Source organism: Allocatelliglobosispora scoriae (genome assembly GCF_014204945.1).
In the GTDB taxonomy this organism is placed as follows: Bacteria; Actinomycetota; Actinomycetes; order Mycobacteriales; family Micromonosporaceae; genus Allocatelliglobosispora; species Allocatelliglobosispora scoriae.
This window is the reverse complement of sequence record NZ_JACHMN010000002.1, coordinates 737826-757863: the sequence shown is the minus strand read 5'-3', so window position 1 is coordinate 757863 and position 20038 is coordinate 737826. Positions and strand designations below refer to the sequence as shown.

Genomic DNA, 20038 nt, shown 5'->3' with positions numbered 1-20038 from the left:
ATCGGCGCCTTGCCGCAACGCGGCGTGCGGAGAGAAGGCGGGGCCTCCGGGCCTGCCGCTGCTTTCAGGGCGCGCAGCGGCAAACGATCTTCATGGAAATCAAATTGGTCTCTTGCGCGGATAGGTCTGTAATGCAAAGCTAACTGCATGACACACGAATCCGTACCCCAGGCGGATACCCCGCAGGAGCTGCTGGCGACCGTGCGCGACCTGACGCGCCAGGTCCGCGTCGCCCAGCGCGGGACCTGGTTCCCGTTGCTGGTCTTCGCGGTGGTCACGCTGGTCGCGATACCCGTCTACCGGTACGCCCCCTACGTCGACCTCTTCGACACCTGCCGATCGAGCGCAGACCACACCGTCTGCCGGACTCCCAACCCGACGGAGCTCGGCTACTGGACAGTCGCGCTCATGCTCGCCTACGCGGCGATCGCCGGCTTCTACATCAGGCAGGCCCGCCAACGCGGCGTCGGCACCCCCGTCCGCCCCTACGTCGTCGCCGGCATAGCGCTCGCCGTGCTGATGGCCGCCGCGTCGGTGTGGTGGACGTTCCACCCGCTCGTCCCCCTCCCGGCGGACCCCTTCTCCACCGACCCGATCGACTCCGGAACAGCCGAACTGCTCATCCTCGGACTCACCTCGCCCCTGGCGGTGATCGGGCTGGCGCTGCTCGTGCTCGCCTGGGTCGAACGCCACGGGGCATTGCTGGTCTACAGCCTCGCCTACCTGGCGATCGGGCTGGCCATGGGCGGCAAGGCCATCCAATCGACCTCGCCGTGGTTCTTCCTGCCCTACCTCCTCGTCCCCGCGGGGATCCTGCTGCTGGGTGCCGCAGCCTTCGCCCTGCTGCGGCCGAGCACCAAGGGTCCGGCGTGATGACCGACCACCCCGCCAACAGCCTCGACGACGTCGTCCACCAGCGCGTCCGGCTCGGCATCATGGCCATCGCGCACCAGGCCCGCCAGGTGGAGTTCGGCTTCCTGCGGACCACCCTGCAGTTGACCGCGGGCAACCTCGGACAGCACCTGACCGTCCTGGAGAAGGCCGAGCTGATCCAGATCGAGAAGGGCTACGAGGGCAAGCGCCCCCGTACCTGGGTCACCCTCACCGCCGCTGGGCAGGCCGCCCTGCGCGACGAGATCACCCACCTCAAACACCTCATCCAGCAGGTCGAACAGAGCGAGCCGACATCCACCGGCGACCGGTGACGAAGGCAACGGGCGCGGACCGGTCCAGGCGAACACCTGGACCGGCAACACGTTCCGGCCACCGGTCGTCAGCGGGGTGACGTCCTCCAGGCCGGCGAGAGTCTGCGCGGCCGAGGTTGATACCGGGCTGATACCGGGTTGAAAGTCCGCTCGTCCATTCTCCGTCCCGGGTTTCCAGTGACATTGGGAGTGGCGATGCGAGATGTGTTGACGAGCGGCGGGGTGCCGGTTCGCCGGTGGTCTGTTCCGTTGGTAGGTGTACTGCTGGCGGGTTTGCTCCCGGTCGTGGCGGCGGGTTCGCCCGCGGTGGCGGCGGTGGCGAAGCCGTCGTGTGTGGACACGGCCGCGTCGGAGGAGGCGGCGATCGCGGTGGCGGTCTCGTGTGCCCGGCGGGTGACGGTCGCGGGCAAGGTCACCGAGCTGACGCAGGTGTATGCGGAGCCGTCGGGTCGGTTGCGGTTCGAGTCGGCGGTCCTGCCGCAGCGTGCTCGTCAGGCCGACGGTTCGTGGAAGCAAGTGGACCTGGCCCTGCGTAAGGACAAGACGGGTCTGCTGCGTCCGGGTGCGTCGGTGGCCGATGTGCGGTTCTCCGCCGGCGGCAGTGGTCCGCTCGTCACGCTGGTCGAGCCGGGCGGGACAATGACGATGTCGTGGCCGGGTGTGCTGCCCGCGCCGACCGTCGTCGACGATGCGGCGACGTATCCGGAGGTGCTGCCGGGTGTCGACCTCGTCGTGCGCGCCACCCGGACCGGGTTCACCCATGTCCTGGTGGTGAAGACACCGCAGGCGGCGGCGAACCCGGCGCTCAAGGAGATCCGCTTCGCGATCGGCGGCGACGCCACCGTCCAGGCGACCCCTGACGGCGGCATGCTCGCCAAGATCCGCTCCCGGGTCGTCGCGACTGCCGGACCGGCCTCGATGTGGGACTCCACCGAGGTCGTCACCGGCCCGGACGCCGAGATCGCCGCCCGGACCGGTGAGAAGCCGGTGTTCAAGGGCGTCAAGTCCACCCACGGAGCACCCGGAGACACGGCACGGGAGGCGCCGGTCGGGGTGCACCGCAGCAGTTCCCGCGAGGTCGTCCTGACGCCCGACGCGAAGCTGCTCGCCGCGCCCGCGTCGGCGTTCCCGGTGTTCATCGACCCGCCCTGGTCGACGGTCAAGTCCCGGTGGGCCTACGCCACCAACAACGGCTCCAGCAACACCGACTACAGCGTCGCCCGCGTCGGTCTCAACCCCGACACCGGAGCGCTGTTCCGGTCCTTCTTCGACTTCCCCGTCGGGGCGCTCGCGGGCAAGTACGTCCACGACGCGTACGTGGCGATGAAGCTGACCCACTCGTGGTCGTGCGGCGACACCGAGAACGACATGTACCACGCGCAGGGCATCACCGCGACGATGAAGACGTCGTGGACCTCGACGTCGCTCAACAGTTGGCTCTCCTCGACGATGTCGCACGCCAACGAGGCCGGCGGCTGCTCGGACTCCCCGCAGCCCGACCAGGACAAGAACTTCACCGGCCCCAACGTGACCAGCACGATCCAGGCCCACGCCGCAGTCAGCGCCACCAACATCACCATCGGGTTCGTCGCCGGTGCCAACGCCACCTGGGAGGCGATCCAGAACCGGTGGAAGCGCTGGCTGCCGGGCAACGCGGTGCTGGTCGTGGACTACAGCTCCTACCCGGGCCAGCCGACCGGGATGCAGGTCGCCGGGGTCGCGTGTCCGGGAAGCGGGGTCATGTCGATCGGCACTCTCACGCCGACCCTGTCCGCCGTGTTCCCCGACGCCGACGGCAGCCAGACGATGAGCGCGGCGTTCGAGTGGCTGGAGGTCCCCGCCAACGGCGTCTACAACGACACCACCCCCCGCAAGACCGCGCCACCGGCCGTCTCCGCACCCGCGAACACCAGGGGCACCACCGCGGCGCTGAGCGGGATGGTGAGCGGGAAGAAGTACGCCTACCGGGTCAGGCACACCGACCCGGCACCGTACAACCTGGTCAGCCCGTGGTCGGCGTGGTGCGAGTTCACGACCGACAACACCGTCCCCGGTGTCGTCGCGATCACCCCGACCACACTGCCCACCGGGCCCGGCACCAGCGGCGCCTTCACCCTCAGCACCCAACTGCCGGCCGATTCGGATGTGGTGAAGTTCCGGTACGGGTGGTCCAGCCCGCCGCTGCTGGAGGCGACCGCCACCGGCACCACCACCAAGACCGCCACGATCTCGGTGACCGTGCCGAAGTACGGGCAGAACATCCTCTACGTCTACGCCATCGACGCCACCGGCAACAAAGGCAACGACTCCTCATACTCACTGGCCATCGCCCGACCCAGCCCGGCCGTGGCCAGATGGGGCCTGGAGACCTACCCCGGCACCACCACCACGATGGCGTTGGCGGACCAGCAACCCAGCCTGGCGGGCAACACGCCGCTGACGGCTGTCGGCGGCGTCACCTGGCCGGCCGGCACCCGGCTGACGGACGGTGCGGCGGTGCGTTTCGACGGCACCACCGGCTACCTCAAGACCGCCGGACCCGTGCTCGACACGACGAAGTCCTTCAGCGTCGCCGCGTGGGTGCGGCCGACCAGCCTGACCGGCTACCACGCCATCGCCACCCAACAGGGCAACAGCATGGGCCGGTTCGAGCTCGTCACCCGGGACGGCTACTACTGCATCGGCTCGCGTCCCAACCAGGACGACTACGATTACCCGACCTACACCTGCGCCACCGCGCCCGCGCAGCTCAACGTGTGGGCCCACGTCGCCGGGGTCTGGGAGGCGGGCAACGGCGGAAAGCTGCGGATCTATGTCAACGGCGTCCTCGCCGGTCCGGAGGTGGCCGATGCGACGGCGTGGTCGGCGGCCGGTCCGGTCGTGATCGGGCGCTGGCAGTACTACGACAGCGGGTCGGACTTCTGGGCCGGCGACATCGCCGATGTGCAGCTGTTCAACCGGGTCCTCGTCGCCAACGACTTCACCGGCCAGCGCAAATCCGACCCGCTCTCCGGCGGCTTCGACGAGCCGGGCATGTTCGCTCCGATCGAGGTCGGCCGCTGGGACATGGAGGCCGCCACCCCGTGCTACGCGGTCGGCAATCCCGGCACGTGCGAGGCGCCCGACGGCGCGGCGTGGGGTCGGCGGATGGCGTTGAGCCAGGGTTCGTGGGTGGACCTCGGCCACGGCAACGGGCAGGCGGTCTACTTCGACGACAAGCACTGGATCGACGACCCGGCCGACCCCTACTACAACCTCACCACCCAGGAGTACGGCCGCTCGCAGCGCAACACCGGCACCCTCGGCACCCCGGTCTGGGGTGACAGCCCGGTGCTGCGGACCGATGGGTCCTTCACCGTCTCCACCTGGGTGAAGCTCGGCAAGACCACCGGCTGGCAGGTCTTCGCCTCGCAGGACTCGACCGGCCACAGCGGGTACTACTTCTACTACCGCGACAGCAACGGGGGGCAGTGGGTCTTCAAGATGGTCGCGGGACAGACCGACGGTGCCAGTTCGCACGCCACCCTCGCCGTCGCCGCCGCGACCAACCCCACCGCGTGGCACCACCTGGTCGGTGTCACCGATGTCGGTAAGCGGGAGATCCGGCTGTATGTCGACGGTGCTCTCGCCGCGACGATGCCGCTCTACTCGGGGTGGCAGCCGTGGCAGGCGTCCGGTCCGCTGGTCCTGGGCCGGGGCACGACTCCGACCGGTCCCAACGACTGGTTCACCGGTGCCCTCGACGACGTCCGCGTCTACCAGGGCGCCATGACCGAAGGCGGCGTCATGGCCCTCTACGAGAGCCAGAAGATCTGACCTCCGCTCCGCGAAGGGCGGGTGGCCGACCGGGCCACCCGCCCTTCCCTTCCTCAGGGAAGGAGCCGGGACTGCTGTACCAGGAGGTGTCCTACGACAGCCCGGTGATGGTCCAGCTCGATGGTCCGCCGACGTCTATCAGCCCGGCGGGGTGCCCGCAGGCCAGCAGATCGATGGTCGGCTCCGCCGTGACGATGGTCAGGGTCGATCCGGCGAGGACTCCGGCGGTGATCGGGCCCGAGAAGGTCGACAGCAGCGTGCCGTCCACCGTCACGACGTTGAGGGTGTAGTTCCACGTGCTGCTCTGAGCGGGAACGCCGTTCCAGTAAAGCTGATCGGTGCCGCTGGCGTTGGTGGTCAGATTCTCGCAGGACGATGGAAAGGTCGCCGCGTACGGATCTGCGACCGAGCGCAGGTTCGGATGCGTCAGGCTCGTGCAGGACGCGGCGTTCTGCCCGGTCACGGTGACCGTCTGCGTGGTGTGTGTGAGGCCTGGCGTGTAGTGCGCCGTGTCGGTGCCGACGCAGGTGACCAGGGTCGGGGATGCCGCGGCGGGTGCAGCGGGCAGCCCCACCGCCCCGAGAACGATCGCGAGGGCGAGCGCGGGGATGGCACGGATGCGGGTGGATGACTTCTTCATGATCTTCCCTTCTGTCGTCTGGAGGGTCGGCTCCCGGGATCACTGGCTCCGGCCGACGACGTGTTCGACGAGGTCTTCCACGTTGCGGCGGTTGGCGATCGCCCAGCCCCGGGCCGTGGCCAACCGCGCCAATGCCTCGTCGGGTTCGAAGGCGATGGGGTGTCCGACGAGGTCGAACAGTTCGGCGTCGGAGGGCGAGTTGCCGATCGCCAGCGAACCGAGCCAGGCGGGTTCGGTGCGGCCGACAAGAGTCCTCAGCGCGGCGACCTTGCCGCCGGGCAGGCCGGGCGCCAGGTCGAGTCGACCCGTCATCAGCCCGTCGCGCTGCTGGGCGACCGCGCCGATCGCCTCCTCGACCTGGAGCTCTGCGGCGGCCAGCTGCACGATCTCGTTCGGACTGCCGGAGATGATCAGCGGTCGGTAACCGTGTCGCCGCAGGATCTTCATGATTCCCGTGGTGCAGGGCAGGAAACCGGTCCGGATCTCCGCCCACGCCTCGGCGGCCAGCACGGCAGCGTCGGCGGTCGGCAGTCCGGCGATGAGCCGGCCGTAGAGGCTGTAGACATGCTCGGCCATCTGGTGGAATCGCTGGCCGGACGCCACATATCGGCTGACTGCGGCATTGGCCCGCGCAGCCACGCTCCTGGAATGAACGCTGCGCGCGCCGAGCCTGCGCACATACTGCTGGCCGACCACGCCGTCGAACAGCGTCCCGTCGAGATCGAGCAACGCGATCGGCGCGTGCGCTGCGGGCCCGGTCACGAGCCGAGCCGCCGATGCCGTCGGCCGTAGTCGGCCAGTGCCTGATGCAGGTCGTCCTGCGAGAAGTCCGGCCACAGCCGCGGCGAGAAATGCCATTCCGAGTACGCCGCCTGCCAGGCCAGGAAGCCGGATGTGCGAACTTCGCCGGAGGTGCGGACGACCAGGTCCGGATCCGGCGATCCTCCCGTGGCGAGCAGCGCACCGAACTCGTCCTCCGTGAGCTCGGCCCGCACATCGGAGTGCAGCCTGGCGCGGTTGATGAGGGCACGTGCGGCTTGCAGGATGTCAGCGCGGCCGCCGTAACCGACGGCGAGGTTCACTCGCGGGCCTTCCCGTCCTGCCGTCCCAGCCGTGACCTTCCGGATGGCGGCGGCCACATCCGGGGGCAGCAGTGCCGGATCGCCGAGGTGGCGGACACGGTAGGGGCCCGCCGCCAGGAGCGACAGCAGCGCATGGCAGGCCGTCGCCAGGCCGGCTATTTCGCCGGTCGTGCGGTGGCGGATGTTCTCGTCGGAGATCAGGAAGAAGGTGATCGACTCGATCCCGGCCTGCGCGGACCAGGCGGCGACATCGGCCACGTGGGTGAAGCCGCGCAGATGGCCTTCGCCGACGGACAGCTGACGGCGGCGGGCCCAGCGGCGATTGCCGTCGGGCATGAAGGCGATGTGCCGGGGCACTGCCGCGGCGTGCGCAACGTCCGAGTCCGGGGTCCGGACGGAGTCGGGGGCTCTTCGCTGGTTCACCGCTCTCCTCGCACTCACCTTCTACCGCGGGCAGTCACCTCCCTGCGTTGACTGCGGCGAGGTCGAAGGGTCGATACCGAGGGGTGTGGGAACGCTGATGGACGGTGCCTCGGTCGACCCAGCCTGCAAGGGCGGTTCAGCGCGGGCAAGGCGTTGTTCCGCCGGGCGGAAAGGCAATAGGGTGCGCGTCATCGCGGCTGTCAAAGGTATTGGCCGGTCGCGAGCGTCTCGTCGCGGTCGCCGAACCTCATCGGCAGATCCTCGGCGCGCAGTTCCCCGATCACCTTCGCCGGCGCGTCGACCAGTTCGATGATGCGCGCCGCCTGATTGGCGACCGTCGCCTCGAGCAGGTTGCGGACCGTGCGGCCGTTGCCGAACGACGACCCGTGTGAGATGCCGGCCAGGAGCGAACGCACCCGCTCGGCGACGCCGTCGGCGAGTCGATATCCGGCGTCCTCGGCGAGGACGGCGAATATCTGCACCAGTTCGTCGCCGCTGTAGTCGGGGAACTCGAGGATCGTCGGGAATCGGGAGGCCAGGCCGCTGTTCACTGTGAGAAAGCGCTGCATCTCATCGCGGTAGCCGGCGGCGATCACCACCAGGTCGTCGCGGTGGTCGTCCATGAGCTTGACCAGGGTGGCGATCGCCTCATGGCCGTAGTCCCGCGGCGAGTCGGACATCGACAGCGAGTACGCCTCATCGATGAACAGGACACCGCCGAGGGCCCGTTCGAACGCCGCGTGCACACGCGGAGCCGTCTGCCCGATGTACTGGCCGATCAGGTCGGCCCTGGTGACCTCGACCAGATGACCGGAGCCGAGCAGCCCGAGGTTGGCGTATATCCGGGCGATCAGCCGCGCCATGGTGGTCTTGGCGGTGCCGGGGTTGCCGACGAACACCATGTGCCGGGACCGACCGCCGTCCCTCAGCCCGGCCCTGGCCCGCAGGACTCGCGCCTGGGCCTCGGCGGCCAGCAGCCGTACCTGGGCCTTGACGTCGTCCAACCCGACCAGCGTGGCCAGCTCCGCCATCGGATCGCCGTTGCGGGGCGGGGCGAGCACGATGGATGCCGGCGTGGTGATGTCGTCGACCAGCAGCTCGGTCAGCCGTTCGACGGTGGGCGTCGCCGACTGACTGATCCGCAGCGCCTGCTGTGACGCGGACTCGTCGACGAGGTTGCGGATCACCCAGGCGTTGTCGAAGCCGGCAGCGCGCGGCATACGCGCGACCAGGCTCCGGACCCGGTCGGCCGCCCCGTCGGCGGGTGTGAATCCCGACTCGGCCGCCGCCTGCTGGAACAGCTGCACCAGCTCGTCATCGGTGAAGTCGACGAAGTTGAAGGTCCGGGGGAATCTGGCCGCCAGTCCGACCTCGCTCGACAGGAACTCCGCCACGTCCCTGGGCTGACCGGCGACGATGACGACCAGTTCCTCGCGGCGCTCCTCCATCATTCTGGTCAATGTCGCGAGCGCCTCGCCCGACGTGGTGCTGCCCTGGACCACCCGACCGACATTGATCATCAGGATGCCGCCGAGCGCGTTGTGGAGGGCAGCCGCCACCTTGGCTCCGTCGCGCAACTCCGCCCTGGCCACCTCGACCAGGTGACCGGATGCCAGTACGCCGTGTGCCGCGTAGATCTGGCCGACGATCGCGGCGACAGTGGTCTTGCCCGTGCCCGGGTTGCCGGCGAACACCATGTGCCGGCGGCTTCGCGCCGGTGGCAGCCCGGACTCGCGGCGTACCGCCTCGACGCCGGCCTCGGCGTTGATCTGGGCGACGCGCTGCCTGATCGGGGACAGGCCGATCAGCTCGTCGAGCCGGCGCATGGCGGTCGACACCGTCTCCTCCACCAGCGAGCCGCCCGTTCGCCGCACGGCGGGCACCGACCGGGACGGCACCGGGGAGTCGGCGAGTACCGACACCAGCGGGTTGACGACGGTGAACTGCGGCTGGCCGAGCTTCCGCAGGCTGCGCAGGTAGCCCTGGCAGAAGAACAGCCCGCTCTTCACGTCCTTGTGCAGGTCCGGCGAACCGTTCAGCGCGGTCGCGGACGTCCACTCCAACCCCACCCAGATCCGTGCTGTCGCCGCGTCGCCGACGATGATCGCGCGGTCCAGCCACTCGAACACCCGGGCGCTCCAGCGGGCGTGGTCGAACCTGGGCCGCAGCGCCTCGGACGCGCGGACGATCGCCTCGTAGCCGTCGGGGCCCAGCGCGGTGGCGGCGATGGCGGTGGGCACGGTTCTGTCGAGCTTGAGCAGCATGGCGGCGACACACTCGTCGAAAGTGCCTGGACCGGCGCCTGCGGTCCCGGTGAGCCGCTGGTGGGCGGCCCGCAAACCGGTCAGGGCCCAGGAAAGGTGGTGGGTCGGGCCGGCGTAGTCGGGCAGCGCAGATCGGGCTGCGTCGTTGAGAATGCTCGATCTCCACGAGCCCGCGAGCTGCTGCCGCGAGCTCGACCGGTACTGCTGCAGCAGTGCCGGGTCCTCGGAGATCCGGGTGAAGAGCGCGGCCAGCGCGCGGCCGCGCTCAGCGAACGGCGGGGCCTCGACGAGCACGTCGAGGCAGTCGCGGTAGAAGCGGATGATGTCGTCCCGCCGCTGCGGGCTGTCGGAGTCCGCGACGAGGCTGCCGGGGATGGACGGCCCGATCAGCGTCTGCCAGGTCTCCTCCGGATCGGCTGTGGGTCCGAGCGGCGCTGTCAGATGGTCGGCCAGGAGCAGGTCGCCGATCCGCGCCAGCGGCCCCGAAACCGACGTGCACGCGCCCAGCGCCCCCTGCGCCAGCCACTTCACTTCCTCCACCGCCATCGACGTTCCGGGCTTGAGCCTGGTCAGGCTGGCGGGCCGGTCGGACAGCTCGGCGCGAGACGCGATGGCCATCAGGCGGGTACGCGTGTCCTCGAGCCACCCGTCGGCCGGCACCCACGGCGGGGTCGGGCCGAACACGTTGAGGTGCATGGAACCAGTCAACAACGGCACCAGTTCGTCAGGCAGATCGATCCGGCCACCGGTGGGCTTCGGTGCGGCCGGTACACCGTGCGGTCCGCCGCTCGCAGACCCCGCATCGCGGTCCGGATCTTCGGGGTCCGGATCCTCGATGAGTGCCGTCAGCAGCATCTTGTTGTCGTCCACCTCCACATCCCCGGAGTCGGAGATGCTGACCCGTCCCGAACCGATCAGCTCTGCGACCCGGGCGAAGAAGTCGGCCACGGACACCGCGACTACGGCACGGAATTGCTCGTCGGGTCCTATGTTGATCACCTGGCCCACCGTGCCCCCGGGCTCCGGGACCAGGTCCACCGCGTAGCCGTTCCCGCCGCCGTCCCTGGTGAACGGGACCCAGCCGAGTTTCCAGTACCTGGCCGACACGGCGTCGGGGTCCAGTGAGGTGATGACGCCGTGGGATTCGTCGTCCGGGTCGTCCGAGTCGGCGATGATCCCGTCCCACAGCCGCCGTTCCCGGATGAGGTGGGCGATGCTGAAGAGATCGTTGTCCATCACCGGACCGCTGCCGATCACCGCGTACACCTGCGCCAGGCCGGCCGGGACGTCTTCACCGAACGCCGCCCGGTAGTCCGCGAAGTCCTGCGCACCGGCGGGCGGCCCGTACGTGGCGCCCGAGCCGGCCGCACGGCCGTGGAAGGCCATGAGTATCCCTATGTGGCGATCAAGATCTGACATGCGAGGGCGCCTCCACTTCCCGACACGACAGGGTCGCGCCGATTGTGCCTACCCGTTTTCCGGCTTCTGTCTGCGGGACGAGGTCAGCCGGTCGACGACGGAGATGAAGGCGGCGAAGACCGCCAGGACGGCGAACCAGCCGGGCGCGGAGGTCCACAGCGGGGTGGAGTACCCGTCGGCGGTGGCGATCAGCTCCGGGTCGTCCGCGTCGACGTAGACGGTGAGGGCCCGCCCCACCGGAATCTTGTCGATCACCCACGGGTACCGCAGATCGGCGGTGCGGTTCTGCTCCTGCGCCGTGTAGCTCACGGTGTACCAGTGGTCGAATTCGTCGTCGTGGTCGGAGGTGACGATGGCCCGGGTCTGGTGGCCCTGGTCGACGATGCGTGTCCGCTGCTGCTCGCCGACGAGGAAGACGCCGACGGAGATCAGGCCGAGGGCGAAGGCGATCGCCAGCCCGGCGATCGTGCGCCGCTTCGTGAATGTCATCGCGTGTCCCTCTCGTCGCGTCCGCGCAGACGCACGCTACGCGCAAAATGGCCTGCGCTGTGAGCGCGGGCTCCGGCCGCGAAGCGGTCTTTCTCGCATTTCCGACATTTATCCCTGCTTGAGACGGGAGAATTCGGTCAGCGGCGGAACGTCGCCGTCCCTGAGGTGGAGGAGTGGCTGTGGCGTTCCCGGACGACCAACTCACGGCGGACGAGCACGTCGTGCTGCACCTGCGCCCGCACTGGCGGGTGCTGATCGGACGGCTCCTGCTCGCCCTGCTGGCGGTGGTGGTCGTCCTCGCCGTCACGCTCTGGACCGGCAACCAGCTCGCGGTCGGCATCGGAGTCATCGTCGCCGTGGTGGCGGTGCTCTGGCTGGCGGTCTGGCCGTGGTTCGTGTGGCGCAGCACCCATTACGTGTTCACCAACGAGCGGGTGATGCTGCGCTCCGGGATCGCCACGCGGGATCGCCGCGACATCCCGCTCAACCGCATCAACGACCACTCCACCAGCCAGACCGTCGTGGACCGCATGTTCGGCTGCGGCACGATGACCATCGAGTCCGCCAGCGAGCGGGGCCAGTCGGTCCTGCGCTCGGTCCCCGGCATCGACCGGGTGCAGACGGTCCTCAACGAGATCACCGACCAGGCCGTCTCGGGTCCGGCGCAGCGCCGGATCGAGGCTCCCGCGCCGCAGGCGCGGCGGGTCGACAATCCCTCCTGAGTACGCCGAAACGCCGCCGCGGTTGTCGGACCGCCGGCGGCGCTCGAAGCGGAACCGTCAGGCCCCGGTGTAGAGGATCGCGTCGATCTCGATGTCGAAGCCGTCCAGCGCCACCGGGATCGTGGTGCGCACCGGGAGGTTCTCGGTACCGAAGAACTCGACGTAGATCTCGTTCATCGCCGGGAAGTCGGCGAAGTCGCGAAGGTACACACCGACCTTAACGGCCTGGCTCAGGTCGGCCCCCGCCGCCGCCGCGACCCGCGCCAGGTTGGTGAAGGCGGCCCGCGCCTGGTCGGCGAACGGGCCCTTGACCCAGGTGCCGTCCGCCAGCACGGGGCAGGCGCCGGACAGGTAGACGTGGTCGCCCGCGACGACGGCGTGCGAGTACGGGCCTCCCGGCGGGGCGGCGTCCGCAGCGAAGATCACTTTCTTGGGCATGGCGGTCAACCTCCGTGTCGTGGGAACTGTTCGGCCAGCCCGTCCGGGCCGACCAGCGGTGTGCCGAGCAGCGCCCGTACCGCCTGCTGGCGCCGGCGCAGCGCGTCGTTCTGGGGTCCGGTGAGCGGCACCCACGGTGCCGGGGGCGGCGGCGCTTGCGGGGTGAGGACCCTCCCGCCCACGTAGGTAGCCTCGTTGATCAGCCGCAGCGGGGAGTGCCGTCGCTGGCCGTGCACGTCGGCCACCTCGCAGCCGTCCTCGTCGACGGTGAAGACCGCGATGTCGGCGGGCACGCCGACGGCGAGGGTCCCGGCGGTGAGGCCGAGGGCGCGGGCCGGTCCGATCGTGGCGGCGGCGATCACCTGCTCGAGCGGGAGCCCCACCGCGAGCAGCTTCGCCATCGTGGTGGGCAGATCGAAAGCGGGTCCGTGCACCGATCGGGCGTGCAGGTCGGTGGAGACGGTGTGCGGTGGCAGGCCCGCGTCGAGCTGCGCTTCGAGCACGTCGAAGGCGAAGCCGCCGGAGCCGTGCCCGATGTCGAACAGGACGCCGGCGTCGTGCGCGCGCCCGGTGTCCGCCGTGAACCCGGCGATGCCGCTGGCGCAGTGCGTGATGATGTCGCCCGGCCGCAGCAGCGGCAGCATGTCGCCCACGGTCGGCGGAGCCGCTCCGATGTGGACCATCACCGGCAGCCCGCACTCCTCGGCCGCCGCCACCGCTCTGCGCAGCGGCTCCAGACCGTGCGCGCCGATGTTGTGCCGGTCCATCCGCACCTTGATGCCGCGGAGCCGGTCGCGGTGTGCCAGCACGGTCGCCACGGCCAGACCGACGTCGCAGTGGGCCAGGTCGCGCGACTCGCCGACCGGCGCGATCAGACCGACCGCCGAGATGTTCAACAGCGCCGGCACGCGCACCCGCATGCGTGCGGCCGCCGCGTCGAAGGCGGGGAACGAGTAGGCCCCGGCCGACCCGGCGTCGACCCACGTCGTCACCCCGCTGTGCCAGGCGACGGGGTCGGGGTCGATGCCCCAGTAGGTGACGCCCGGATACACGTGGGTGTGCAGATCGACCAGGCCCGCGGTCACCAACCGGCCCGCGGCGTCCACCACCTCGTGAGCGTCGTCGCGGGCGAGTCCCGCTGCGACGGCGGCGACCCGGCCGTCGCGGACGGCGACGTCGAATCGGCCGATGTGCCCGCCGCCGGGGTCGACCACGCGACCCCCGGCCAGCAGCAGGTCCCACGGTTTCATGCGAACTCCGACCTCGGCGCGGTGGCTCGTAATGGTACCGCCCGATAAGGTGCGGTCAGGCCAGACCCGCTTTCCGAACCGGCTGGGAGAAGACGTGACCGAGGACAGGCTGGACTGGCGGACCAAGGGAGCCTGGCAGCCCGGTGCGGGGGTGCCGTTCGCGGAGTTCGCCGCCGGCCGGACCGGCCTCTTCGACGGGGCGTTCACCTGGCCGGTGATGGTGCTCAGGGCTACCGCGGTGGAGCACAACCTCGCGGCGCTTGCGGGCTTCTGCCGCCGGCACGGCTTCGACTTCGCCCCGCACGGCAAGACGACCATGTCGCCGTCGCTGTTCCAGGCGCAGCTGGAGGCGGGCGCGTGGGCGATCACGGTGGCCACGGCCAACCAGGTGCTGGCGTGCCGCTCGTTCGGCCTACCCCGCGTGTTGTTGGCCAACGAGCTGCTCGACTCGACCGCGCTGCGCTGGATCGGCGGCGAGATCGCGCGGGGTTTCGATTTCCTGTGCTTCGTGGACAGCGTGGCCGGAGTGCAGGCCATCGCCCGCGCGATGGAGCAGGTGCCCGGCGGCCGGTCGATGCAGGTCTTCGCGGAGTGGGGCTTCGCCGGCGGCCGGGCCGGCTGCCGGACGGTCGACCAGCTGGCCGAGGTCGCCGCGGCGGCCGACGCGGCGCCGCGGGTCGAGCTGGTCGGCGTCGCGGGCTACGAGGGCGGATTGCCCGGGCCGGGAGCGGCCGCCGCCTACCTCACCGCCCTGCGCGAGTCGGTGGTGGAGCTCTCGCGGCGCGGGCTGCTGCCGCCGCACGTCATCGTGAGCGCGGGCGGCAGCACCTACTTCGACGTGGTGGCCGAGGCGCTCGGCGGCGACTGGCTTCCCGGGCACGAGGTCCGGACCGTCCTGCGCAGCGGCGCCTACCTCAGCCACGACCACGGTTTCTATCACGACCGCACGCCGTTTCTGCGGGTGCCCGAGGAGGGCTCGCTGAGCCCGGCGCTGGAGATCTGGGCACAGGTCGGCTCCACCCCCGAACCGGGCCTGGTGATCGCGGGTCTGGGCAAGCGCGACGCGCCGATCGACGAGGGCATGCCGGTGCCCTTGCGCCACCGCACCGCCGACGGCGTCACCCACGAGCTGCGCGGCTGGCGCGTCGCCAAGCTCAACGACCACCACGCGTACGTCGAGGTGCCGCCTGAGGCCCGAGTGAGCCCCGGCGACCTGATCTGCTTCGGCATCTCCCACCCCTGCACGGCCTTCGACAAGTGGCGGGTGATCCCGGTCGTCGCCGAGGACTACACCGTCACCGACCTGCTACGGACCTACTTCTGAGGTCCGCGGAGGTCACCAGCTGATGGCGGCCGCGACCGGCAGGTGGTCGCTGCTGGTCGCCGGCAGCACCCATGAGCTCTTCGGCTCCACGCCTCTGACCAGGATCTGGTCGATCCGCACCACCGGAAACGCCGCCGGCCAGCTGAAGCCGAAACCGTCCCCGGCCGCGTCCTGGGCCGAGCGCAGCCGCGCGGTGAGGCCGGCGAACGCGCGGTCGTCCGTGGTGCCGTTCAGGTCGCCGAGCAGCACCACCCGCTCGTTGCGCTCCGCCGCGACGGCCTCGCCGAGCACCTGCGCGCCCCGGTCCCGCTGCCTGGTCGAGAAGCCTCGCGGAGTCACCCGGGCGGACCCCAGGTGGGCCACGTACACCGCGAGCGGACCCCGGTCCGTGGCCACGGTGGCGCGCAGCCCCCTGTTGTAGGCCAACTTGACGTCGGCCGGGATGGTGGCCGCCAACGGCCCGGCGTCCAGCTCGAGGTCGACCGGCTGCGTGTCCGACAGCGGCAGCCGGCTCCACAGCCCGACCGTCCCCTGCACCGTGTGGTGCGGGTACGCCTTGGCCAGCCCCTCCTCGTAGACGCCTCGGTCCTGCTCGGTCAGCTCCACCAGGGCCAGCACGTCCGCCCCGGAAGCGGCTAGGGCGCGGGCGGTGCCGGCCGGGTCGGGATTGTCGGCGCCGACGTTGTGCTCGGCCACGGTGAGGTCGCCGCCCGGGTGGGACTTGTCGATGAGCAGCCCGCCGAAGAGGTTCAGCCATACCATGACAGGTAGCAGCAGTGCGGCCACCGCAGCGGCGGAGCGGCGCCACAGCGCCCCGACGAGCAGCGCCGGGACGAACAGGCCGAACCACGGCAGGAAACTCTCCACCAGGCTGCCGAGGTTGCCGCTCTCGTTCGGGATCTTCGCGTGCAGCGCCATGAGCAGGCCCAGCAGCAGCGCCAGGGCCGTGAGCACCAGGCCGCGTTTCCGCAGGCCAGGCCGGGAGACGGCGCGGATCGCCTCGCGGATCCCCGTGCGCCGGGTCCCGGCTCCGACCTGCCCGCGGGTGCCCGGGCGCCCGCCGTCGGAGCGGGTCTCCGCGCCGCCGCTCTGCCCGGTCTCCGCCGCATCCACCTGCGTCATCATCGTCCTCGCTCGCTGCCGGTCACTGCCGCCCACTCCATCACGCAGCGTGTTACCGGAGCGTGAGCTGCACCAGCTCAGGCGACATCAGCGCCGGCGACGGTACCCGGGACCGGATGTTCGTCTTCGCCGGGGACCTGGTCGCCGCCGAGCCGGTCCGGCTCACCAGGCACATCGGGTGCCGGTGGGGCGCCGCTCACCAGGGACCTCGGCGTCATCGGGCCGGTGCGGGCGCTCACCGCAGCCCGGGACGGAGCCGTGGGCGAGGTCCGTCAACGGGGTGGCGCGTCGGACCAGGGCGGGTCCGCAGAGGTCCGGTTCGAGCGCAGCCCTTCGGCGTTGCGGCCGGTGGATACGAAGATCGTATAGACGGGGGAGGGTGGTTACCCGCAGCGCTGGTGCGTGTCATGGATATCGTGGATGGCGTTGATGCAAGTCTGCAGATCCATCGCTGTGAAGGATGGGCCGATGGGTATTGGCACAGAGGGCGGGCTTCAGCCGACGGAACCCGAGCCGAGCCGAGCTCGGTCCGCGTCCGGCGCGGGCGGTATGCGCGGCCTGTGGCGCAGGCTCGATACCGGCGCCAAGGCGGCGACCATCCTCGGCGGTGCAGCACTGCTCGTCGCCACCCTGCAGTTGGCCAATGATGTGATCCCGTTCCGCGACGGCTCGGGCGGCCGAACAGCCGCGCCGACCGCAAGCCCGGCAGCGACCAGGAGCGCCGTCGACCCGGTGTGCGCGAACGGGTCCGCCCCCACGCTCGCGGTGTTCGCTGCCGCAGCGCCGGACCGCCTGGTGTTCCAGGGCGACGGGTTCCCCCCGAACAGCGCCGTGGCGATAGACCTGTACGCCTCGTCCGATCCGGCAGCAGCAGCGGTGGCTACCGCGGGAACCGCGAGGGCAGACGGCGGCGGAAAATTCTCGCTGCCGTGGGTCGTACCAGCGAGCCTGAAGTCGTCGTCTCCTATGACCGCGCTTGCTGTGGCGTCCGGAGCGGGTACCGGGCAGGAGGCGTGCCGCAGAGCCTCCACTCAGATCGATGTCGCCCGGCTCGTCGGCAGCCCGCTGCGTATCGCATCGGTCGAGGCCGGGCCTGGCGAAACTGCCGGCAGTCCCAATGTGGTGGTCACGATCACCGGCAGCCTTCCGCCGCCACCAGGACGCATCTATTGGCTGTGCGCCGTCACCGACGGTGAGTTCCACCCCAAGCAGTCTGTCTCCGCCAGCGACACCGTGACGACGAGTCTCGGCAGCCGAGGCGCCTGGCAGCTGGTGGTCGTGGAGGCCGGCGCCCAAGGGTCCGCAGTGCTTCAGGAGGCGTTGGGACGGGACGGGTTCACTGATCGGCTGCCGACTGACACCCGCATCATCTCCGACCAAGTCTCCTATCAAGTCACCCAATCCTGAGCGGAACCAGGAGCTCGGGAGTCTGACCGTCGGCCTGCCGGTGGTACAGCCTCGTTCAGCGCTCGGTGGGTGCCGGCCACATGCCGCTGCGGCAGTAGACGGTGGCCACCGCGCTGTTCACCGTGGACCCGTCCCACTCCACGTAGCTGTAGCTGATCTTCAGCATGTAGCGGCAGCTTCCGCCGATGGCGGAGCCCGAGACGAAGGTCTGCACCGGTTTGCCGACCTCGGCCACCGTCCAGGTCGTCGGACCGGTGCTGTCGGCGTCGCACACGTACGACCACTGGCCCGAGATGCAGTCCGGCGCGTTCCCCTGGGCGGCAGCCGGACCGGCCAGCAGTGTGCTCACACCGAGGGCGGCGGCTGTCGCCACGGCCAGAATCCTGATACGCATGCCGACGACCCTACCACATTAGATTGATAGATCGACATCTGTTGGAGTTACTGCGCATGGGGGATCGCGGTGAGGCCGGGCTGGGCGAGCACGTCGGCCGGGATCCCGGCGGGAATGCCGGGCGTGCGCGCGATGATGTCGACGCCGGCCGGTGTCAGCAGCGACCGGGTGAAGCCGATCACCGCCCACCGGTACTGCGGGTCCCGGTGGGTGACCTGCCAATCGCTCTTGACCAGGCGCAGGAGACCGGTGCCCCGCCAGCGGAACGCGGGCGTCGCGCCGGGGAGCCGGGTGTCGACGCCGTCGAGGACCTGCTCGCGGCCGTCGCGGCGATACATGACACGGTCGCTGAGTCGGCCCGGTGCCAGCACGCCGTACTGGAAGCGCGGCGAGTGGCGCTTGCCCTTGAGCCACAGCGGGAACGTGGACGCCACCACGAACCACGTCCCCGCGAAGCGCTGTTCGTCGAAGTCATCCATGATCTCAGCGTAGTGCGCGGTCCGTGCTGCCTCGGCCGGCCGTGCGGAGATCAGCGGTGGACGACGACCTTGCCCACGGCCTGGCCGCCGTCGACCAGCTGGTGTGCCCGATGTATGCCGGCCGCGCTGAAGTCGCCGATGGCGGTCGTCATGGTGTGCCGCAGCGTCGCGGTGTCGAGCAGCTCGGCGGCCGCGTCGAGCAGCCGGCCCTGCTGGTCCAGGTCGGCCGCGTGGTGCATGGACCGGGCGAACATGAACTCCCAGTGCCAGGTGATGCTCTTCGACTTCAGCGGGTAGAGGTCCTGCCGCGCGTCGTCGATGGCGACGATCTGCCCGAACGGCCGCATGATGTCGGCGTAGACGCCGATCTGGTCCTTGGAGTAGGACGTGAACAGGTAGTCCACGCCGTCCGGGACGAGCCGTCCGGCCGCGGTCGCCAGTTCGCGGTGATCGACGACGTCGTGCGCGCCCATCGCGCGTACCCAGTCGGCCGACGCGAGCCGCGACGCGGTTCCGATGACCCGCAGCCCGGTCAGCGCGCGGGCGAGCTGAACCAGGATCGAGCCGACGCCGCCTGCCGCGCCGACGACGACCAGCGAGCCGGTCGTGTCCTTCGCGGCGCGAAGGTGGTCGAACAGCGACTCCCACGCCGTGATCGTGGTCAGCGGCATGGCGGCAGCCTCGGCGAAGGTCAGGGCGGCCGGTTTGCGCCCGACGATGCGCTCGTCCACCGCCTGGAACTGCGCGTTGGATCCCGGCCGGGTGATGTCCCCGGCGTAGTAGACCTCATCGCCGACGCGGAAGCGGGTGGCTTCGCTGCCGGTCGACACCACGATGCCGGCGGCGTCGAAACCGAGGATCCGGTCGGTGCCGCCACCCGCGCGGACCTTGGTGTCGACGGGGTTCACCGACACCGCCCGCACCTCGACCAGGAGGTCGTGCGGACCCGGTTGCGGAACGTCGACGGTGGCGTCGACGAGGTCGCCGCCGACTGCGACGACTGCCTGCATCGTGCTCATCGGGCACCCCCGGCAAGCTTGGTCATGGTCATATCCTCTCGCTTCGTCGGCACGGCCGTGCCGACGAAGCGACGCTATCCCCGGGGACATAGTTACCGTCAAGGGATATTGCTATCCTACGGATAGTATCAAGCTTGGGAGGTCCGCTATGACAATCACGTGCCGCACAGCAGTCCATGACGACCACGACGTCTACGGTCGCCTGTGCCCCTGCCGCGACATCCTCGACCTCATCGCCAACAAGTGGTCGACGCTGGTGATCGGCGCGATCGAGGACGGGCCGCAGCGGTTCGGCGTCATCCAGAAGCGGTTGCAGGGCGTGACCCCCAAGGTCCTGACCGCAACCCTCAAGCGCCTCGAGAGCAACCACCTGATCAACCGCACGGTCTATCCGGCGGTGCCGCCCCACGTGGAGTATTCGCTGACCGAACTCGGCGAGACCCTGGTCGCTCCGCTCGCGGCCCTGCGCACCTGGGCCGAGGAGCACCTCGATGACATCGAGGCGGTGCCGAGCGCCTGCTGACGCCGCCCCATAGTCTCGGGGG

General features: G+C 70.2%; 18 protein-coding genes. 7 read left to right on the top strand and 11 right to left on the bottom strand.

What is annotated here, in order from left to right:
- Positions 1–147 precede the first annotated feature (147 nt).
- From F4553_RS09195 to F4553_RS42315, 3 genes are all read left to right on the top strand, one after another.
- Complete coding sequence (locus F4553_RS09195) at positions 148–873, top strand: hypothetical protein (RefSeq protein ID WP_184834481.1); 726 nt, start codon at positions 148–150, stop codon at positions 871–873.
- Complete coding sequence (locus F4553_RS09190) at positions 873–1205, top strand: winged helix-turn-helix domain-containing protein (RefSeq protein ID WP_184834479.1); 333 nt, start codon at positions 873–875, stop codon at positions 1203–1205. The genes F4553_RS09195 and F4553_RS09190 overlap by 1 nt, the downstream gene beginning before the upstream one ends.
- Positions 1206–1490: 285 nt before the next feature.
- Positions 1491–5021: a LamG domain-containing protein gene (locus tag F4553_RS42315; RefSeq protein WP_184834477.1), complete on the top strand. Its 3531-nt coding sequence runs from the start codon at positions 1491–1493 to the stop codon at positions 5019–5021.
- A gap of 91 nt (positions 5022–5112) precedes the next feature.
- Here the strand turns inward: F4553_RS42315 and F4553_RS09180 are convergent, their stop codons facing one another.
- The 5 genes from F4553_RS09180 to F4553_RS09160 all read right to left on the bottom strand — a co-directional run bounded on the left by F4553_RS09180 (position 5113) and on the right by F4553_RS09160 (position 11338).
- A complete protein-coding gene (locus tag F4553_RS09180) occupies positions 5113–5661 on the bottom strand; it encodes a hypothetical protein (protein ID WP_184834475.1) in 549 nt (182 codons plus the stop codon).
- Positions 5662–5700: 39 nt separating this feature from the next.
- Positions 5701–6423: an HAD family hydrolase gene (locus tag F4553_RS09175; protein ID WP_184834473.1), complete on the bottom strand. Its 723-nt coding sequence runs from the start codon at positions 6421–6423 to the stop codon at positions 5701–5703.
- On the bottom strand, positions 6420–7166 hold the full coding sequence (gene uppS, locus F4553_RS09170) for a polyprenyl diphosphate synthase (protein ID WP_184834471.1): 747 nt from the start codon (positions 7164–7166) through the stop codon (positions 6420–6422). The genes F4553_RS09175 and uppS overlap by 4 nt, the downstream gene beginning before the upstream one ends.
- Before the next feature lie 200 nt (positions 7167–7366).
- On the bottom strand, positions 7367–10816 hold the full coding sequence (locus tag F4553_RS09165; RefSeq protein ID WP_184834469.1) for an AAA family ATPase: 3450 nt from the start codon (positions 10814–10816) through the stop codon (positions 7367–7369).
- 81 nt (positions 10817–10897) lie between these two features.
- Positions 10898–11338: a DUF3592 domain-containing protein gene (locus tag F4553_RS09160; protein WP_184834467.1), complete on the bottom strand. Its 441-nt coding sequence runs from the start codon at positions 11336–11338 to the stop codon at positions 10898–10900.
- A gap of 179 nt (positions 11339–11517) precedes the next feature.
- On the opposite strand from F4553_RS09160, the gene F4553_RS09155 reads away from it, so the two are divergent.
- Entirely contained in the window at positions 11518–12060 is a 543-nt protein-coding gene (locus F4553_RS09155; protein WP_184834465.1) for a PH domain-containing protein, read from the top strand.
- 57 nt (positions 12061–12117) lie between these two features.
- On the opposite strand, the gene F4553_RS09150 is transcribed toward F4553_RS09155, so the two are convergent.
- Together F4553_RS09150 and F4553_RS09145 are read right to left on the bottom strand one after the other, a co-directional pair.
- The gene (locus F4553_RS09150; RefSeq protein WP_184834463.1) at positions 12118–12498 is read right to left on the bottom strand and encodes a RidA family protein; all 381 of its coding nucleotides are present in this window, start codon (positions 12496–12498) and stop codon (positions 12118–12120) included.
- 5 nt (positions 12499–12503) lie between these two features.
- Complete coding sequence (locus tag F4553_RS09145; protein ID WP_184834461.1) at positions 12504–13748, bottom strand: amidohydrolase/deacetylase family metallohydrolase; 1245 nt, start codon at positions 13746–13748, stop codon at positions 12504–12506.
- Positions 13749–13842: 94 nt separating this feature from the next.
- On the opposite strand from F4553_RS09145, the gene F4553_RS09140 reads away from it, so the two are divergent.
- Entirely contained in the window at positions 13843–15072 is a 1230-nt protein-coding gene (locus F4553_RS09140; RefSeq protein ID WP_312875144.1) for an alanine racemase, read from the top strand.
- Between the two features lie 12 nt (positions 15073–15084).
- On the opposite strand, the gene F4553_RS09135 is transcribed toward F4553_RS09140, so the two are convergent.
- On the bottom strand, positions 15085–16194 hold the full coding sequence (locus F4553_RS09135; RefSeq protein ID WP_184834457.1) for an endonuclease/exonuclease/phosphatase family protein: 1110 nt from the start codon (positions 16192–16194) through the stop codon (positions 15085–15087).
- A gap of 468 nt (positions 16195–16662) precedes the next feature.
- On the opposite strand from F4553_RS09135, the gene F4553_RS09130 reads away from it, so the two are divergent.
- Positions 16663–17601: a hypothetical protein gene (locus tag F4553_RS09130; RefSeq protein ID WP_184834455.1), complete on the top strand. Its 939-nt coding sequence runs from the start codon at positions 16663–16665 to the stop codon at positions 17599–17601.
- Between the two features lie 55 nt (positions 17602–17656).
- Here the strand turns inward: F4553_RS09130 and F4553_RS09125 are convergent, their stop codons facing one another.
- From F4553_RS09125 to F4553_RS09115, 3 genes are read right to left on the bottom strand one after another with little or no spacing between them, the layout of a single operon-like run.
- Positions 17657–17995: a hypothetical protein gene (locus tag F4553_RS09125; RefSeq protein ID WP_184834453.1), complete on the bottom strand. Its 339-nt coding sequence runs from the start codon at positions 17993–17995 to the stop codon at positions 17657–17659.
- Between the two features lie 47 nt (positions 17996–18042).
- On the bottom strand, positions 18043–18474 hold the full coding sequence (locus F4553_RS09120) for a lipocalin/fatty acid-binding family protein (protein ID WP_184834451.1): 432 nt from the start codon (positions 18472–18474) through the stop codon (positions 18043–18045).
- 50 nt (positions 18475–18524) lie between these two features.
- Entirely contained in the window at positions 18525–19493 is a 969-nt protein-coding gene (locus tag F4553_RS09115) for a zinc-binding alcohol dehydrogenase family protein (RefSeq protein ID WP_184834449.1), read from the bottom strand.
- 148 nt (positions 19494–19641) lie between these two features.
- On the opposite strand from F4553_RS09115, the gene F4553_RS09110 reads away from it, so the two are divergent.
- Complete coding sequence (locus F4553_RS09110) at positions 19642–20016, top strand: winged helix-turn-helix transcriptional regulator (RefSeq protein WP_184834447.1); 375 nt, start codon at positions 19642–19644, stop codon at positions 20014–20016.
- The last annotated feature ends 22 nt before the right edge of the window (positions 20017–20038 follow it).

Coding starts and splice junctions, on each gene's coding strand:
- F4553_RS09195 (WP_184834481.1), top strand. CDS start 148: ATGACACACGAATCCGTACCCCAGGCGGATACCCCGCAGGAGCTGCTG.
- F4553_RS09120 (WP_184834451.1), bottom strand. CDS start 18,474: ATGGATGACTTCGACGAACAGCGCTTCGCGGGGACGTGGTTCGTGGTG.
- F4553_RS09115 (WP_184834449.1), bottom strand. CDS start 19,493: ATGAGCACGATGCAGGCAGTCGTCGCAGTCGGCGGCGACCTCGTCGAC.
- F4553_RS09110 (WP_184834447.1), top strand. CDS start 19,642: ATGACAATCACGTGCCGCACAGCAGTCCATGACGACCACGACGTCTAC.
- F4553_RS09145 (WP_184834461.1), bottom strand. CDS start 13,748: ATGAAACCGTGGGACCTGCTGCTGGCCGGGGGTCGCGTGGTCGACCCC.
- F4553_RS09130 (WP_184834455.1), top strand. CDS start 16,663: ATGGGTATTGGCACAGAGGGCGGGCTTCAGCCGACGGAACCCGAGCCG.
- F4553_RS09150 (WP_184834463.1), bottom strand. CDS start 12,498: ATGCCCAAGAAAGTGATCTTCGCTGCGGACGCCGCCCCGCCGGGAGGC.
- F4553_RS09135 (WP_184834457.1), bottom strand. CDS start 16,194: ATGACGCAGGTGGATGCGGCGGAGACCGGGCAGAGCGGCGGCGCGGAG.
- F4553_RS09165 (WP_184834469.1), bottom strand. CDS start 10,816: ATGGCCTTCCACGGCCGTGCGGCCGGCTCGGGCGCCACGTACGGGCCG.
- F4553_RS09125 (WP_184834453.1), bottom strand. CDS start 17,995: ATGCGTATCAGGATTCTGGCCGTGGCGACAGCCGCCGCCCTCGGTGTG.
- F4553_RS09180 (WP_184834475.1), bottom strand. CDS start 5,661: ATGAAGAAGTCATCCACCCGCATCCGTGCCATCCCCGCGCTCGCCCTC.
- F4553_RS09190 (WP_184834479.1), top strand. CDS start 873: ATGACCGACCACCCCGCCAACAGCCTCGACGACGTCGTCCACCAGCGC.
- F4553_RS09160 (WP_184834467.1), bottom strand. CDS start 11,338: ATGACATTCACGAAGCGGCGCACGATCGCCGGGCTGGCGATCGCCTTC.